This window comes from Paraburkholderia sp. (assembly GCF_036488505.1).
GTDB lineage: Bacteria > Pseudomonadota > Gammaproteobacteria > Burkholderiales > Burkholderiaceae > Paraburkholderia.
Map to the genome: position 1 here is coordinate 13,029 of NZ_DASXHN010000083.1, position 15,135 is coordinate 28,163.

Annotated in this window: 15 protein-coding genes; 6 read left to right on the forward strand and 9 right to left on the reverse strand. The window is 63.0% G+C overall.

Going from position 1 to position 15,135, the window contains the following annotated elements:
* Positions 1-106 precede the first annotated feature (106 nt).
* The 8 genes from VGH68_RS04545 to VGH68_RS04580 all read right to left on the reverse strand — a co-directional run bounded on the left by VGH68_RS04545 (position 107) and on the right by VGH68_RS04580 (position 8,436).
* On the reverse strand, positions 107-1,030 hold the full coding sequence (locus VGH68_RS04545; protein ID WP_331602311.1) for a hydrolase: 924 nt from the start codon (positions 1,028-1,030) through the stop codon (positions 107-109).
* A 47-nt stretch (positions 1,031-1,077) separates the two neighbouring features.
* A complete protein-coding gene (locus tag VGH68_RS04550; RefSeq protein WP_331602312.1) occupies positions 1,078-2,067 on the reverse strand; it encodes a 4,5-dihydroxyphthalate decarboxylase in 990 nt (329 codons plus the stop codon).
* Positions 2,068-2,131: 64 nt separating this feature from the next.
* Positions 2,132-3,493 carry an MFS transporter gene (locus VGH68_RS04555; RefSeq protein ID WP_331602313.1) on the reverse strand — a complete coding sequence of 454 codons (1,362 nt, stop codon included), beginning with the start codon at positions 3,491-3,493 and terminating at the stop codon, positions 2,132-2,134.
* A gap of 14 nt (positions 3,494-3,507) precedes the next feature.
* Positions 3,508-4,569 (reverse strand): porin, encoded by a 1,062-nt coding sequence (locus tag VGH68_RS04560; RefSeq protein WP_331602314.1) that lies wholly within the window; start codon positions 4,567-4,569, stop codon positions 3,508-3,510.
* 215 nt (positions 4,570-4,784) lie between these two features.
* A complete protein-coding gene (locus VGH68_RS04565; protein WP_331602315.1) occupies positions 4,785-5,774 on the reverse strand; it encodes an ornithine cyclodeaminase family protein in 990 nt (329 codons plus the stop codon).
* A complete protein-coding gene (locus VGH68_RS04570; RefSeq protein WP_331602316.1) occupies positions 5,771-6,325 on the reverse strand; it encodes a hypothetical protein in 555 nt (184 codons plus the stop codon). Before VGH68_RS04570 ends, VGH68_RS04565 begins: the two co-directional genes overlap by 4 nt.
* Positions 6,326-6,362: 37 nt before the next feature.
* Entirely contained in the window at positions 6,363-7,256 is an 894-nt protein-coding gene (gene dapA, locus VGH68_RS04575) for a 4-hydroxy-tetrahydrodipicolinate synthase (RefSeq protein WP_331602317.1), read from the reverse strand.
* A 43-nt stretch (positions 7,257-7,299) separates the two neighbouring features.
* Positions 7,300-8,436, reverse strand: a complete 1,137-nt coding sequence (locus VGH68_RS04580; protein WP_331602318.1) for a cupin domain-containing protein — start codon at positions 8,434-8,436, stop codon at positions 7,300-7,302.
* A gap of 270 nt (positions 8,437-8,706) precedes the next feature.
* Between VGH68_RS04580 and VGH68_RS04585 the strand changes: the two genes are divergently transcribed.
* Both VGH68_RS04585 and VGH68_RS04590 read left to right on the forward strand, forming a co-directional pair.
* Positions 8,707-9,942, forward strand: coding sequence for a citrate/2-methylcitrate synthase (locus VGH68_RS04585; RefSeq protein ID WP_331602326.1), 1,236 nt, complete (start codon positions 8,707-8,709; stop codon positions 9,940-9,942).
* Positions 9,943-10,067: 125 nt separating this feature from the next.
* Complete coding sequence (locus VGH68_RS04590) at positions 10,068-10,526, forward strand: hypothetical protein (protein ID WP_331602319.1); 459 nt, start codon at positions 10,068-10,070, stop codon at positions 10,524-10,526.
* Between the two features lie 131 nt (positions 10,527-10,657).
* Here VGH68_RS04590 and VGH68_RS04595 read toward each other — a convergent pair whose 3' ends face one another.
* Positions 10,658-11,560, reverse strand: a complete 903-nt coding sequence (locus tag VGH68_RS04595; RefSeq protein ID WP_331602320.1) for a LysR family transcriptional regulator — start codon at positions 11,558-11,560, stop codon at positions 10,658-10,660.
* Between the two features lie 255 nt (positions 11,561-11,815).
* On the opposite strand from VGH68_RS04595, the gene VGH68_RS04600 reads away from it, so the two are divergent.
* The 4 genes from VGH68_RS04600 to VGH68_RS04615 form a co-directional block, all read left to right on the forward strand.
* Positions 11,816-12,736, forward strand: a complete 921-nt coding sequence (locus VGH68_RS04600; protein ID WP_331602321.1) for an ABC transporter substrate-binding protein — start codon at positions 11,816-11,818, stop codon at positions 12,734-12,736.
* 127 nt (positions 12,737-12,863) lie between these two features.
* On the forward strand, positions 12,864-13,766 hold the full coding sequence (locus VGH68_RS04605) for an amino acid ABC transporter permease (protein ID WP_331602322.1): 903 nt from the start codon (positions 12,864-12,866) through the stop codon (positions 13,764-13,766).
* A 41-nt stretch (positions 13,767-13,807) separates the two neighbouring features.
* A complete protein-coding gene (locus tag VGH68_RS04610) occupies positions 13,808-14,602 on the forward strand; it encodes an amino acid ABC transporter ATP-binding protein (RefSeq protein ID WP_331602323.1) in 795 nt (264 codons plus the stop codon).
* Between the two features lie 35 nt (positions 14,603-14,637).
* The coding region (locus VGH68_RS04615) for an aminotransferase class I/II-fold pyridoxal phosphate-dependent enzyme (RefSeq protein ID WP_331602324.1) at positions 14,638-15,135 on the forward strand (498 nt) is incomplete at its 3' end.

The following is a 15,135-nucleotide window of genomic DNA, read 5'->3' on the forward strand; positions in this document are numbered from 1 at the left end:
ATCAATGCGCGATCGATTGTGTCGTCGCTCACCATGACGCCCGGTTCGAACAGCGATGCGTCGAACGGTATAAGCAGGCGCCCGCGCCAGCGTCGTTGCACCGCGTTCACGACCTCTCGCGGTCGAATGCAATGCGTGGACCGAGCCAGTCGAGCACCACGCGAAACACTTCTTCGCTGTTCGTGTCCATCATCATCATGTGTGTATTGCCGCGTATCCCGAGCGCGGGTAGATCGAGCCGCTCTGCCCGTCCGCCCGCGGCGTTCCATGCAGCGATCGACGCATCCGCATGGTTCGCAAGCGCGCGCCAATGCTCGTCTTCTGCGACGAAATCGCCGAACACCATCAGCGCCGGCGTACCGGCCAGATTTCCTTCGAACGAAGCCGGAACGCCATGCGGCTCAAGCGCGACGCAGGCGCGCACGAGCTCGCGGGCTCCAGCGGCCGCGCCGAATACGAGGCCGCCGCCCTGACTGAAGCCCAGCAGCGCGCACGGGCCAATTCGCTTGACGACGTCGAACAGCGCCCGCTGTTGTAACTCACGCGTGCTCGGCCAGCGCGGCACGGTTTGCGCCGACAGACCCTGCATCGCTTCCGATGGAAAACGATGGCCCGCGCAGCCGAACCGGTAAATCTGCGCGGCCTCCTCATCGCTGCGCGACAGTGGACGATCGGGCCACACACCGTCGAGCGCACAGAAGCCCGCGCGCCCGCGTTCGACGTTATCCACCACATACACCGACATGCCCGCTTCCAGCAGCAGTTGAAGCCAGCCCGGTCTGCCGTCCGGTGTGTCTTCCCACATCGCGCCCGTCAGGCCGCCGCCGTGCATCAGCACGAGCGGCACCTCGTAGCGCGGCTCGGCTTGCAGAAAGTACTGCACGTACGCGCTTTCGATCCAGTACGTGCCGTTCGGATCGTATTCGCGGGTCTCCGTCGACGATAGCGTCACCTGATACGGCGTTTGCCCCGTCACCCGCACGCGCCGCCCGCCGACGAAAAAACTGCCTGTCTTCCGAAGTGTAATCATCGTCCATCCCCGGGGATGCCCAAACGTAACATCAAGTTGCGGCCTGCTTACACGCGCACCGCGCTCAAGGTCTCGGGCGCGAACAGCTCCTCGGGCTCGAGCAGACGATGACACACGCCCTGTTCATAACCGAACTTGAGGAACGCTTCGAGCGTGGTCCGGTTCGGCTCCAGTCCGTAGGGCCACACGTCGGCGCCGAGAAGCGCCTGCGCTTCGGCCAGACGCGCGGGCATCCACGGCAGCGGAAAATGCGAACAGGTGAAATCACTGAGCCGGTGAAGACTGTTGCGCTTCGCTTCGTCGAACGCCTTGAGCAGATTGCCCGCTATCCAGCGGTGCTTTTCAAAGGTCTCGCGCCGCACCACCATCAGATGCATGATCGGAAAAATGCGCGTGGCCTCGTAGTACTCGCGCTCGAGGTCGATAAAGCCGGGGAAAAGCCGCACGATCTCGTCCGCGCGTTCGCGCTCCGGCTCCGGCGGACGCGCGCTGAGCACCGCATCGAGCTTGCCGTCGAGCAGCAGGGAGGTCAGCGAATGGGCGGGTTCCGCGCGATACGACACGCGTTCGGGCACGCGCACATTGACCTTCTCCTTGCGCCCCGCCTGATTCACGCCGCCTTGCACCCATTCGATCTCGGACAGTGGAATGCCAAGCGAATGCGCGATCCACCCGCGCGAGTAGATCGCGGCCGTTTGCGCCCACTCGGGAATACCAATGCGCTTGCCGCGCAGATCCTCGGCACGCCGCACCGGACCGTCGTGACGCACGTACAGCGACGACTGCCGGAACGAGCGCGACGGAAACACCGGCAAGCCGACCAGCCGGTCATCGCCTTGCGAGCGCAGCGATGAGAATTTGCCGAACGACATCTCCGAGATATCCCATTCCTGGAAATGCGTGGTGCGATAAAAGATCTCTTCGACGTTGAGCACGGACGGCACCAGTTCGATGCCTTCGGGCTGCACCCGCCCGCTGACGAGGTCACGCACGTGGTCGTAATCGCTGACGGCGAGGCTCAGGGTTAACTTCGACATATTGGCTCTCTTCGGAACGGAAAATGATTAGCTGCTTCAGCGCGTACGTTTCGCGGCGCAAGTGTCAGTGAGCATTGGTGACGACCACCTGCGGCTGCGACGGCCCGACCGTCAGCACCAGCATCGCCGTCATCAGCACGGCGACGCCGATCGCCGCGAACATGACGCCAGGACCGCCCGACAACTGTTGCAGCATACCCGCCACGGCCGGACCGAACATCGCGCCGACGCGCGACAGTCCGAGAAACACGCCGACACCGGTGGCGCGCATCTCGGTGGGATAAACCGCCGCAACCAGGTTATTGAGCACGATCTGCGAGCCGACCACGAACGCCCCCGCGCCGGCGACGGCGACCATCGTCGTCGTGCGGTCGGTGGCCCACGCGAGCAGCGCGACCATCGCCGCGCCAAGCACATACGACGCCGAAATCACGCGTCGCCGGTCGCCCACGCGGTCCGCGACGTAGCCCGAAACCAGCCCGCCGACCACGGCCATGCCCGCGAACAACGAGCCATAAGCGAAGCTCGACGACAGGTTCTCACCGCGCTTGAGCATGATGGTCGGCAACCAGCCGGACAGACCGTAGGCCGAAAACAGGCTCAACGAACCGGCGGCCCAGAAGCTCAGCGTGCGCAGCCGGTAGTCGCGCGACAGCAACAGCGCGAGCGGACTTCTGCGCGAAAGCGGACCGCCCGATGCGAACTGCCCCGCGTCATAGGCTGCCGCGCGCTCCGGACGCAGACGGTAAAGCAGCGGCTTGACTTCGTCCCAGCGGCCGCGGCTGGCCAGAAAGCGCGGCGACTCCGGCAGCCACAGTTGAATCGCCAGCGCGAACACCAGCGCGACGCCGCCCATGTAATAGAGGCTCTGCCAGCCGTAATGCGGCGTGAGCCACGCCGCGATCAACCCCGCCGACGACGAGCCGCTCACCCAGCCGAGCGAGAAGAACACCGTCGTGAACACGTTCGACGAACGCCTGGGCGCGATTTCGTTGATGTAGGTGATCGCGAGCGGCATCAGCAGGCCGAGCGCGAGCCCCATCACGACGCGCAACGCGATGTACGACGCGAGGTTGTGCGCGAACAGCGCGATCGCGATGCTCATCGCGCCTGAACCCCAGCAGCCGAGCAGCAGAATGCTGCGGCGCCCGAAGCGGTCGCCGAGCAGGCCGCTGACGGCCGACCCCGCCGCGAATCCAGCGAGCCCGCTCGACAGCATGATGCCGATACGGGTCGGCGACAAACCCCACGGCCCGGCCACGTAATGCACGATATACGCGGAGTTGTACAGGTCGTAGCCGTCGAACAGCAGAATCAGCGAGATCAGAATGCCGAGCCGCACGTGGAAGCCGCCAAGCGGCGCGTCCTCCAGCTCCTGGCGAACGTCGATACGCCCCGCCGGCATCGACACTTTGTGTTGGGCCATGATGTTCTCCGCTCTCAGAAGCTGTGTTTGATGCCGATCATGGCACCCGTCTGGTTGCTGCCCGTCGTCACGTCGCCGAGCGCGCGCACGCCGACGTTCAGCGCATCGGAATTGCTGACGTAGGACACCTCGGCGTAGATGTCGGTGCGCTTGGACAGGAAGTAGTCAGCCAGCAGCACGCCGCTCGTGGCCTTCTGGCCGTTGCCGCGAATGCGCTCCTGATAGCCGCCGAGCGAAATAGTCAACGGCGCGTCGACTTGCCAGGACGCGCCGAGCCAGTAAAGCAGCGAGCCTGGCAGCGTCGCGCTGTTGCGGATGTTCAGCCAACGCGTGCCGACGTACGCTTTGACCGGTCCGAACGCGTAGGTCGCGCCGCCGACCACGCGCATCTGCGTGACGTCTTGCGTCGCGATCGAGGTGCCCTGCATCTGGTCATAGGCGACGCCGAGATTGGCGGGACCGGTCGCGTATTGCAGCGAGAAACTGTACTCGCGGCCGACCTTCGAATGCCCCGGCACTTGCGCGCCATTGGCGATCGTCGAGTCGAAGCCCGAGCTGTACAAGGCCGCGAAAGTCACCCCGGAGAAGCGCGCGAGGTAGCGCACGGCGTTGTCGGCGCGGCCCACCAGCGTCGGATCGTAGCCCTGCGCCGAATAGCTCGGATTGAACTGCAACGGGTCGTACACGAACATCAGTTCGTACAGCAGGTTGTATTGCCGCCCGAGCGTGAGCTCGCCGTAGCGCGTATTCAGCCCAACGTAAGCCTTGCGGCCGAACATGCGGCCGCCCTGGCCGAGCGTGCCGTTGTTGAGCGAGAAGCCGTTTTCCAGGTCGAACACGGCCTGCATGCCGTCGCCGAGATCCTCGACGCCGCGCAAGCCCCAGCGCGAACCGGCGAGGCTGCCCGATTGCATGCGCACCGCGGTCCCGGAGGTGCCGTTCGGACCGGGCACGTGATTGGCCACTTCGATGCCGACGTCGGTGATGCCATAGAGCGTTACGGATCCTTGCGCATACGCGCAGGGGACCGCGGCGCACGACATCGACAATGCCGCGAGAGTCAAGCGTCTGTTCACTGGAGTGTCTCCTGATTTTTTGTATTCGTCTGGTGCGGATGGATTCGCGCTGCCTCGATCCGCATCGCGACAGTGCGGCGCGCGTTGCCGCGCGCGGACAAGCCAGCCCGTGAGGCCACGGGCCGTATTACTTGCAGCCGGCCTGACTGCCGACCCATCGGTTCGTCGGTTGAAGCCGGTTCGGTTGCGTTCAGTTGAGCTCAGTTGAGCCGAGGTCAATTCAAGCGTGGCGGATCGCGGCGCGGCTGTGGCAACGGCATGCCGAGCCCCGCCTCGGTCGCGAGCGCAAAGAGGCGCAGCCCGAGCGCGAGATCCGCTACGCCCATGCCCATCGCCTTGAACACCGTGATGTCGTCGGACGCGCTGCGCGCCTGCCCTTCTGCGATCACGTCGCACAGCGGCGTCACTGCGTTCCACGCGTCGCGCGCGCCATACGCGCGGACGAACTCCGTCGACAGGCGCTGCGTCGCGCCGAGGTCGTCGACGACCGCGCGGGTGCAGCGGCGAAACACGTCGTCGGCCAGTTCGACGCGATCTTCGGTGATCGCGCCCACTGCGTTCACATGCGCGCCGCGCGCGAGCGCCGACGCAGAAAGAAACGCTTCGGTCGCGCGCGTCACCGTGGTGACGATCGGCGCATCGGCCACGGCGGCTTCCACCGACGACGCCTCGACGATCTCGATATCGAACTTCTCACGCGCGCGCTCGACGAACGCGCGCCGCTTCTCCGGCGTCGGGCCGTAGACCCGCACGAGTTTCAGTCGACGCACCGCGGCCACCGCGGCCAGTTGCGAGAGCGCCTGCTTGCCGGTACCGATCAGCGCGAACACCTCTGCATCCGCACGCGCGAGCCACTTGGTCGCGACGCCCGACATACCGCCCGTGCGCATCTGTCCCAGTGCGAACGCTTCGAGAATCGCCTTCAACTGACCGTTCGCGCTATCGAACAGGATCAGCAGCGGACACGCGCCGCCGTCGGTATGCGCCCAGGTCTTGGTGCCGACGATGCCGGCCTGCGGATACGCGGCTCCGATCGCGTGCAGGTTGTTATGCCCCCACGCGACATGTGTCTTGCCCATGTTGCGCGCCGCCCCGCTCGCCTGTTGCGCGAGGCCGGCTTCGAGCGCTTCGATCGCGCCCGACAGGTTCATCAGCGAGACGATCTGCTGTTCGGAAATCCACACCGGGGTGTTCACAGCATTCATTGTTGATCCTCGAAAATCGACGGCACCGGCGGCGCGAGCCGCAGCGTGTTGACGGCAAGCGCGTGCGTCACGTAGCGGCCGATCAGCAGCACGAACGCCATCGCTTCGGCGGATGTGACGAGCCGGGCGAACGCGTCGAACTCGTCCTGCACATCGAGTCCGCGCGTGCGCAATGCCTTCAGCGCATAGCTTTGCGCGGCCTTTTCGACGTCGCTCAGTTCGGTCGCCGTAGCGGGATCGAGCCGGTTGACCTGCGCGATCCACGTGCGCGGAAAACCGAGCTTCTCGCTCAAGCGTTCATGCTGATGGCGCTCGTAACGGTTCTCCATGACGCTCGCCACCGTCAGCGCGCCGAGTTCGGTGAGCCGCTCAGGCAGCGCATCCTTCAGCGCATCGGTGAAATGCATGAAGTTCAGGATCACGCCGGGCGCATTGCCCGCGCACTTGAACAGCTCGCCGAGATAACGCAAGCGCTCGACGCGCGGCGTCAGATAAGCGGCCAGATCCGGCCGCATGTCGGCCATCTCCAGCCGTGGAATCCTGTCGCTCATCAGGGTCTCCGTGAGTTGTCGTTCGGCTTGCCGCGGCTCAAAGCAGGCCCGCGCGATCGAGCACGCCATCGAGCCGCGCCTCCATTTCGCGCGTCGCGGGCATCATCGGCAGGCGATGTTCGTTGGCCGGCAACAGGCCCATGCGCTTCATCATGTATTTGATCGGAATCGGATTGGTGTCGTAGAACACCGACTGATTCAGCTCGAACAGCGCGAAGTGCAGCTTGCGCGCCGCCGCGTAGTCGTTGCGCTCGACGGCCTCGACCAGCTCGGCGACCCTGCGCGGCGCGAGATTGCCGACCGCATTCATGAGCCCGCACGCGCCGACCGCGAGCATCGGATAGCTCAACTCTTCGAGACCGACGAACACCCGCCAGTCGGGGCCGAACTCGTCGAGCATGTGCGTGACGAAACCCATGTCGTTGACCGCGTGCTTGATGCCGACCAGGTTCGGCACGCGCTCGCGGATCGCCTTCACGGTGGCGAGTTCCATGCTGACCGCGGCGCGCCCCGGAATGTGATAGATCAGCAGCGGCCGTTCCGTGCGCGCGCCGATGTCCGCGTAGTACTCGACAAGCCCGCGCTGCGGCGGACGGATGTAGTACGGCGTGACGATCAACATCGCGGCGACGCCGGCCTTGTCCGCATGTTCTGTCAGCGCGAGCGTCTCCGCATGCGACTGCGAACCAGTCGCGGCCAGCACCGGCACGCGGCCCGCCGCGGCTTCGAGTGCCACGTCGACGAGACGGTTGCGCTCGGCCACGGTGAGCAGGCTCGGCTCGGCGGTCGTGCCGTTCACGAGCACGCCGTGGCCGCCGTTGACGATCTGCCAGTCGACGAGCCGCGCATAGGTTTCGTAGTCGACGGCCTGGTTGCGAAACGGCGTGACGATCGGCGTGATCGAGCCTTTCAGCGGTGAAATGTCGCGCATGATTGCACTTCCCTGATGACGATGTGACGTGACTGATGAGTTGTTACGCGGCCTTGGCGGCCTTCGCGGCGTTCGTGCGATTAGTCGAGAAACCGCTCTGTGTGCCAAGCAGCGCCGGCGGCTCCTTTATGCTTTCCTGCCACAGCAGCGACTGCATGTAGATGTTCAGCGGCTGGTCCTGAATGGTCAGCTCGTACACGTAGTCGTCGTAGGACGCGTGGTTGTGCACGGCCCAGCCGGGCGCCGACAGCATCAGGTCGCCGGCTTTCCACTCGTAGCGGTTGCCGGCCACCATGCTGTAGCCCGAACCCGAGAAGTAGTAGTTGATCGCCGCGGATACGTGGCGATGCGGACGGTCGACGATCTTCGGCGGACGGATCGTCATCGTCGCGAAAAAGTTCGGCGTGATGCCGTTGGTGCGGCCGGTCGTCGGGTTGTACATCATGTACAGGCGACGGCCGACGTAGTCGCTGCCCAGCGCCTCGAGCTTGTCCAGTTCGGCCTTCACCTGCTGCCACGGAAAGTGCAGCGGATGCGATTCGATCACCTGCGGATTGATCAGCGTCTCGTACGGCATCAGCAGTCCGCCGTCCTCGCCGATCGGGAACATGCCAAAGGGATTGCGGCGCTTCGGGTCGTCGCTGACGTGCGAGCTGACGGTTTCGGTCGGCGCTTCGAGTTCGACGCCGTACTCGGGCACATACACCTCCATGTGCTGCAGCAGCGGCGTATTCGAATACACGAGCCGCACCTGGATGTCGCTCGTATCGTTGGTATGCGCATACGCGACGAAGGCCGGGTGATTCCACACGTCGTACTGGCGGAACGCAATAGTGCGGCCTGCGACGCGCGTCGAGCCGCCGCCGCGAATACAGAAATTCACCTCGGTCGCGTTGTGGCGCATCGGCTCGGTCGACTCACCGGGCAGCAGCACCTGCAGCGATACCTGAATGCCCGGTGCGAGTCCCGGCGAGCCCGCGCGCGCGGACGGATGAACGATCAACGAATGGCGCCGGCCGTCGCGCGGTTTCGGCAGTGAAGCGAGGCGCTCCACCTCGGCGTCGATCGCTTCGCGGCTGACGATCACCGGGGCCCAGTAATGATTGTCGCGGGAACGCTGGCCGGTCTGATCGACAAAGCTCGCTTGCGCGTCACCGAATTCGCGTCGGAGGTCATGCATCGGAAATCTCCTCAAGGCGCCGCTACGAAACGCGTGCTTCGCGCGCGGTGCGGAAATGGAATCGAGGACTGAAACGTACTCTCCGGAAATGCATCGATCAAGATTGATATTTCAAATCAATATAAAAGAAGAAGCGACTTGCACGCCGCCGTCAACCCGTCTAGGCCTAGCTTTCATCCCTGGTCTGATAGACTGATATTCGGGCTGCTCCGCGCGCTATGCGTTGGTATTTATATTGATTAGATTGATTTAATGACGACCAAAGATCTGATGACACGCGAGGAAGTGCTGGCTCGGCTCAACATCAAGCCCGCCACGCTTTACTCGTACGTGAGCCGCGGGCTGATCGGCACCGCGCCGCACGACGACGGACGCCGAAGTCTGTATGTGCGCGCCGACGTCGAGCGGGTGGGTAGCCGCAAGCGGGGACGCGTGGCGAAGGCCGCAGCGGCCGAATCGACGATGCGTTGGGGCGAGCCGGTGCTGACATCGGGAATCACGCACATCACGCCGCAAGGGCCGCTGTATCGAAACCGCTCGGCGGTCGAAATGGCAAAAGCGGGCTCATCGTTCGAATCGGTATCGCAACTGCTGATGACCGGGGTCTGGCAGGACGGTGTCAGCGCGTGGGGCGTGCTCGACACGCCGCACGCGGTGCTGCCGCTATTCGATGCGTACGCGGGCAAGCTCGACGGCGGCGACATCGCAAACCTGCTGGGCATGGTGCCGCTCGCGCTCGGCATGCAGGGGCGCGGCGCGGCCGAAATTTCCGACGGCAGCGCGGTGCAGGCCGCACGCCTCATCATGCAAACGATGGCCGGATGCCTTGGATTTTTGAGTCGCGAGCGTGCGTTCGTGATGCGCGAGCGCGGCGAGAGTATCGCGGCTTACCTGCTGCGCGCAGCCGGCGGTATTTGCACGCCCGATGCGGTGTTCGCTGTAAACGGCGCACTCGACGTCCTCGCCGACAATGAACTCGCGCCGGCTACGTTCGCCGCGCGGGTCGCGGCGTCGACGAATGCGGACCTCTACAACTGCGTGGCGGCGGCTATCAGCTCGCATGTCGGCTTTTCCACTGGCACGGCCACCGAGAAAGTCGAAACGCTGCTGTTGCGCGACATCGCCAATCCCGACACGGCGCCGCGTCTGCAAATGGTGCGAGAGGTCGGCGCGAGCCTGTTCGGCTTCAACCATCCGCTCTATCCGGAAGGCGACGTGCGCGCCAATCTGATCCTCGAACAGGTGCGCGCGCTGCGGCAGGCCACGCCGGAGACCGCGGCGACGCTCGCATTTCTTGCGCTCGCCGACGAGCGGCTATCGATGCATCCCGGCATCGCGATCGCACTCGTCGTGCTCGCGCGTGCGCTCGGCCTGCCGGATGGCACCGCGACCGCCGTGTGGATCATCAGCCGTACCGCCGGCTGGGTTGCGCATGTGCTCGAACAACGGTCGCAGGCTTTTCTGCTGCGCCCGCGCGCCAAGTACATAGCGGGTTTGCGCATGTAGCGGGAGCACTCTCCAGCGCACCGTCCGCAAGCTTCAGCTCAACGGCGGCGACGCGGTTATATCGCAACCTTCGATGGGGTAAATATAGAATGATCAGAGTTCCACGTTTCAGAACCGCTTCTTTTATGGCAGCACTTGCAACCTTTTTTGTTTCTTACGCACCGGTTCATGCGTGCACGATAGGCGAGTATGTGTCGCTCGAAGTGCCCTTCAACAAAACGAAACTTTCGACGGCGGATCAGCGCGCGATTGCCAAAGCGGTAGATGAGGCAAAAAAATGGCCAGACGTCCAGATTCAGGCGGTCGTCATGGCCGGTGCGTATATCGGCGAGAAGAATCTGGAAGAGTTGCAAGACCGTCGTGGGGAGGCGGTGAAAGCGTATCCCAGACAACTTGGGATCAAAAGCGATTACATCATGATCGACCCCACAACTCTCACAGATGGGTATATCGTAAAGCGCCCTGACGGAGAACTTGCCATCCGACAAATCGAAACCGAGTTAACGCCGCTCTGTAAAGGTAGCTGCGCATGGATGTGCGACGATCCGAGGGTGACGCCACGAACCAGGGTGATAAACCCGTAAAACTGGTCGCGGCGCTCGCCGTCCCGGCCCGATGCGGTTCATCGACTGGCCGGATGCGCAGACGGACGCGTTCCGCACGATCGCCGCCGCCCCGTGACGGCGGGTGAAATTCCGCCTCAACCCAGCCGCCGTCAGACCTGCAACACCAGCCGGGAAAAATCGCAGCAGGTCTGACACAACCTTGCCACCTGATCCAGGAAATCCGCCTGCTGGGTCGGCAGATACATCGCCGCGTATTGGATCTTCGGCAATGCCGGCGTCGTGCTAGCCGCACGCAGCGCGCCGTGGGCGATCAGGTGCGACAGGCATTGCTTCGGTAAAAAGCTGACGCCCAGCCCCGACACGGTCAAGCCGATCTGCGCGACGAGGTTGCTGCACACGACGGTTTTGGGCGTGTCGATGCCATGGGCGCGGAACCACTCACCATAAGCGATGCCCATGCCCGAATCCTTGCCCTGGACGATCAGCGTTTGTTGCGCGATCTCGCTCAGCGCAAAAGTGCGTTTGCCCGGCATCACGCCCTCCGCGTACATCCACGCGTTTCTGACCGTCCCCACCGGCAGCGTCGAAAAGCGCGGGTCGTGGAATACGTCGGGCACGATGACCATATCTATCGTGTGATCGGCGAGCCTTTCGTACAGCATGCGGCCCAAGCCCACTTCGGGCACGATCTCCAACTGCGGAAAATGCTCGCGCAAACGGTCCACCAGGACAGGCAACCACGTGAGCGCGGTCAGCTCGGTCACGCCGAGCCGCAGCCTGCGGAACATCGCGTCCTTTGCGCCCAGTTGCACCAACAGGCCATCGCGCGCGTTCAGCAGTTGCCGCGCGGACTGAAGGAGCTCCTCGCCCTTAGGCGTCAGCACGGCGGCGCGGCGACTACGATCGAAGATCACGAGATCGAAGCGGCTCTCGAGTTCCTGGATGCGTTTCGAAATGGCTGATTGGGTGGTGCTGAGCCGCAACGCAGCCGCATCGAAACTGCCAAGCTCCGCAATCCAGTACAGCGCCTCGACCTGCTTCAGCGTAATCATCGCTGTCCCCTTCCTCTGGTCTGCCCAGCTCTACGACCCGACGCCGCCCGACTCGGCGGCGACGCGATACATGAAGAAAAGCGATCCTATCAGAATTAAAAAATTCGCTTTTGGACATGATTTAATGTCGCTACGCTTGCACAACATCAACGCTGATTTGCCAAGTGAAGGCCCCGGCCAGAGGGAAAACCCTGAGTAACGTCCAGACGTTTCGATCGTTTTGAAGCAACTTCTCTCGACTGAAAATAGGTGACCATGTCTAAGAAAAATGGATTCAAGGCAATTTCCGCGATCTCGCTCATTTGCGCCGCTTCGCTGGGTCCGGTCAGCTCGGTGCATGCCGAAAACAACGCCGACGGATTCGTGACCAATCCGAAAATCGCGAAGGCGGCGCTGAACCCGGCGGCGGTTGCCGCGCTGCCGGGCGACATCAAGGAAAAGGGCGTACTCACCATCGGCGGCGAAACCACGCTGCCTCCGTACCTGTATCGCGAGAACGGCGGGATCACCGGCATCGAAGCGGATTTCATGCAGGCGCTCGGCCAGGCGCTGGGGCTGCATATCAAAATCATTAATACCGATTTCGGGTCGATGGTGATCGGCCTGACCTCGGGCCGCCTGGATGTGGCGATGTCCGACTTCTCCGACACGCCAGAGCGCGAAAAGCAGGTGACCTTCGTCGACTACACGAAGACCGGCCAGCAGTTGATCGTCGCCAAGGGCAATCCGAAGAACATCCATTCGGTCGCGGACCTGTGCGGCACCACCGCGGGTGGACCCGTCGGCAGCCTCTCGCTTGCCATCGCGCAACGGCAGTCCGATGCCTGCACCAAGGCCGGCAAACCGGTAGTGACCGTGCAGGGCTATCCGTCGGCCAGCGCTTCGGACCTCGCGCTGCGCACCGGACGCATCGACGTAATGGGCATCGACTACGCAATCGCGGCCAATATCGTGAAGACGTCCGGCGACAAGGCTGAACTGACCGGCGATCTGTTCGAATCGGGGCTGCACGGCGCGGCCGTCAAGACCAGCAACGCGCAGCTCGCCAAGGCGTTGCAGCTCGCGTTCGACGGCATTTCCAAACAGGGAATCGACAAGCAGATCGTCGATTTCTATGGGGTGTCGCAAATGCGGGTCAACAGCCCGGCGATCAACGCGATGCAGGCGAAGAACTGACACGGTATTTAAATCATCGCTACGGTGCGGCCAGTTTTGCGCCGTAGCGTCAGGCAACGATCGAAGAGCAGTCCGCCAGGGGCAACGGCGTTGGCGCCAAACGCTCTGGACGCGAGGGAACACGGCTATGGAACAGAATGACGGGCGCACTCATGAATTGCGCATCGTTCGCAGCAAGCATCCAGTCCAGATAGCGATCGGTGTCGTGGTCCTGATATTTCTGCTGTCGTTTTTATTCCGCATCGCCGACAACGAGAACATGCAATGGCCGGTGATAGGCCATTACCTGTTCGATTCGCACGTGCTGTCCGGCGTACGGGTGACGCTGGTGGTCACGATCATATGCCAGATACTGGCGGTGATCATCGGCACCGTGATCGCGATCATGAGGCTGTCGAAAAGCCCGATCTTCGTGACCATCGCGAACGGATACCTGTGGTTTTTCCGTGGCACGCCGCTGCTGGTTCAACTGATCTTCTGGTACAACCTCGCCGCGCTGTTTCCGGTGCTGTTTCTCGGCGTGCCCTTTACTGGCCTTGGCGTCATGCTGAAGACCAACTCGGTGATCTCCGGCTTCACCGCGGCCGTGGTCGGCTTCTCGCTGCACGATGGCGCGTATATGGCCGAAATCGTCCGTGCCGGCATCATGTCGGTCGATCCCGGGCAGCGTGAAGCGGCCCTCACGACCGGCATGACCGAAAGCCAGGCAATGCGCAGGATCATCCTGCCGCAAGCGATGCGGGTCATCGTGCCGCCCACCGGCAACCAGGCCATCAATCTGTTGAAAGCGACCGCGCTGGTAGCGTTCATTTCAGGCGGCGACCTGCTCAGCAATGTGCAGGAAATCTACGCGGTCAATTACGCGGTCATGCCGCTGCTCGTCGTGGCCACCATCTGGTATCTGGTGCTCGTGAGCGTCGCGACGCTCGGCCAATACTATCTGGAGCGATCGATCGGCAAGGGCTATACCCGCAGCAGCGATAAAAAGGGCGCCGGGGCGAAGATCCACGTGAATCTGGATGCGGCATGACGCATCCATCGGTCGAGCGATTTATGGAAAGGTTAACGACAATGGCCGAATCGGAAGCGCCGGTTGTAGACATCGTCAACGTGAAGAAGCGATTTGGCGACAAGGTCGTGCTCAACGGCATCGATCTCCAGGTCATGAAGGGTGAGGTGGTCGCGATTCTCGGCCCGTCGGGGTCAGGAAAGTCCACGCTGCTACGTTGCGTCAACCATCTCGAAGAAGTGACCAGCGGGTCCATCAAGGTCTGTGGCGACTACATCGGCTACGAACGCCACGGCGACACGCTCAAGGAAATCTTCGGCAAGCGCCTTGCGAAACAGCGGCAGAAAGTCGGGATGGTGTTTCAGCACTTCAATCTCTATCCGCACAAGACCGCGCTGGGAAACGTGATCGAAGGTCCGCTGCGCGTCCTCAAGACACCACGGGAGCAGGCGATTAGCCGCGGGCGCGAATTGCTGCGGCGGGTCGGACTCGCCGAGCGCATGGACGCGTACCCCTCGGAACTGTCCGGCGGCCAGAAACAGCGGGTCGCGATCGCCCGGACGCTGGCGATGGACCCGGAAGTCATCCTGTTCGACGAGCCCACTTCCGCGTTGGATCCCGAACTGGTGAACGAAGTGCTGAACGTGATGAAAGAGGTCGCCTCCCTCGGCATCTCGATGCTCGTCGTCACCCACGAGATCGGCTTTGCCCGTGACGTGTGCAGCCGCGTCGTATTCATGGCCGACGGCAGCATCGTCGAACAGGGCCCCGCGGATCAGGTCATCGACAACCCGAAGGAGCAGAGAACCCGCGAATTTCTTGGTGTAGTGCCGAGAAAAATGGAGAAAGTCAATTGAATCAGTCCTCACCCTCGGTTTCATCCGACGCCGTATTGCGCGTCAGGAGCCAGTCTCTTCGCAGCAAAAACCTGATCTCCGCCGCCGCCGACAAAATTTCGCTGGCGATCGGCGAGCCTGATTTCGATACGCCACAAGTGGTCATCGATGCGCAGATACAGGCGATCAAGTCGGGCTATACGCATTATTCGCCGCAAGAAGGCCGCACCGAACTCGTGAACGCGATCCTGCAAGCGGCCGTCGGCGTGGCCGGCAATGGTTACTCGTCCGAGAACATCCTGGTCACGCATGGTGGCTCCGCAGGCCTCACCGCCACCATTCTGGGCCTCGTCAATCCGGGCGACGTGGTACTGCTGGAAGACCCGACCTACTCGCTGTACCTGGACGCGATCAATCTGGCCGGCGCCAGCGTGAAACGCTTTTCCCGCAACGCAGACGGAGAGCTCGACTTCGACGCGATCGACACGGATGCGAGGGACGCGAAGCTGATCGTCCTGTGCCACCCGTCGAATCCCACCGGGGCCATGGTTAGC

Coding starts and splice junctions, on each gene's coding strand:
- VGH68_RS04545 (WP_331602311.1), bottom strand. CDS start 1,030: ATGATTACACTTCGGAAGACAGGCAGTTTTTTCGTCGGCGGGCGGCGC.
- VGH68_RS04550 (WP_331602312.1), bottom strand. CDS start 2,067: ATGTCGAAGTTAACCCTGAGCCTCGCCGTCAGCGATTACGACCACGTG.
- VGH68_RS04555 (WP_331602313.1), bottom strand. CDS start 3,493: ATGGCCCAACACAAAGTGTCGATGCCGGCGGGGCGTATCGACGTTCGC.
- VGH68_RS04565 (WP_331602315.1), bottom strand. CDS start 5,774: ATGAATGCTGTGAACACCCCGGTGTGGATTTCCGAACAGCAGATCGTC.
- VGH68_RS04570 (WP_331602316.1), bottom strand. CDS start 6,325: ATGAGCGACAGGATTCCACGGCTGGAGATGGCCGACATGCGGCCGGAT.
- dapA (WP_331602317.1), bottom strand. CDS start 7,256: ATGCGCGACATTTCACCGCTGAAAGGCTCGATCACGCCGATCGTCACG.
- VGH68_RS04580 (WP_331602318.1), bottom strand. CDS start 8,436: ATGCATGACCTCCGACGCGAATTCGGTGACGCGCAAGCGAGCTTTGTC.
- VGH68_RS04585 (WP_331602326.1), top strand. CDS start 8,707: ATGACACGCGAGGAAGTGCTGGCTCGGCTCAACATCAAGCCCGCCACG.
- VGH68_RS04590 (WP_331602319.1), top strand. CDS start 10,068: ATGGCAGCACTTGCAACCTTTTTTGTTTCTTACGCACCGGTTCATGCG.
- VGH68_RS04595 (WP_331602320.1), bottom strand. CDS start 11,560: ATGATTACGCTGAAGCAGGTCGAGGCGCTGTACTGGATTGCGGAGCTT.
- VGH68_RS04600 (WP_331602321.1), top strand. CDS start 11,816: ATGTCTAAGAAAAATGGATTCAAGGCAATTTCCGCGATCTCGCTCATT.
- VGH68_RS04605 (WP_331602322.1), top strand. CDS start 12,864: ATGGAACAGAATGACGGGCGCACTCATGAATTGCGCATCGTTCGCAGC.
- VGH68_RS04610 (WP_331602323.1), top strand. CDS start 13,808: ATGGCCGAATCGGAAGCGCCGGTTGTAGACATCGTCAACGTGAAGAAG.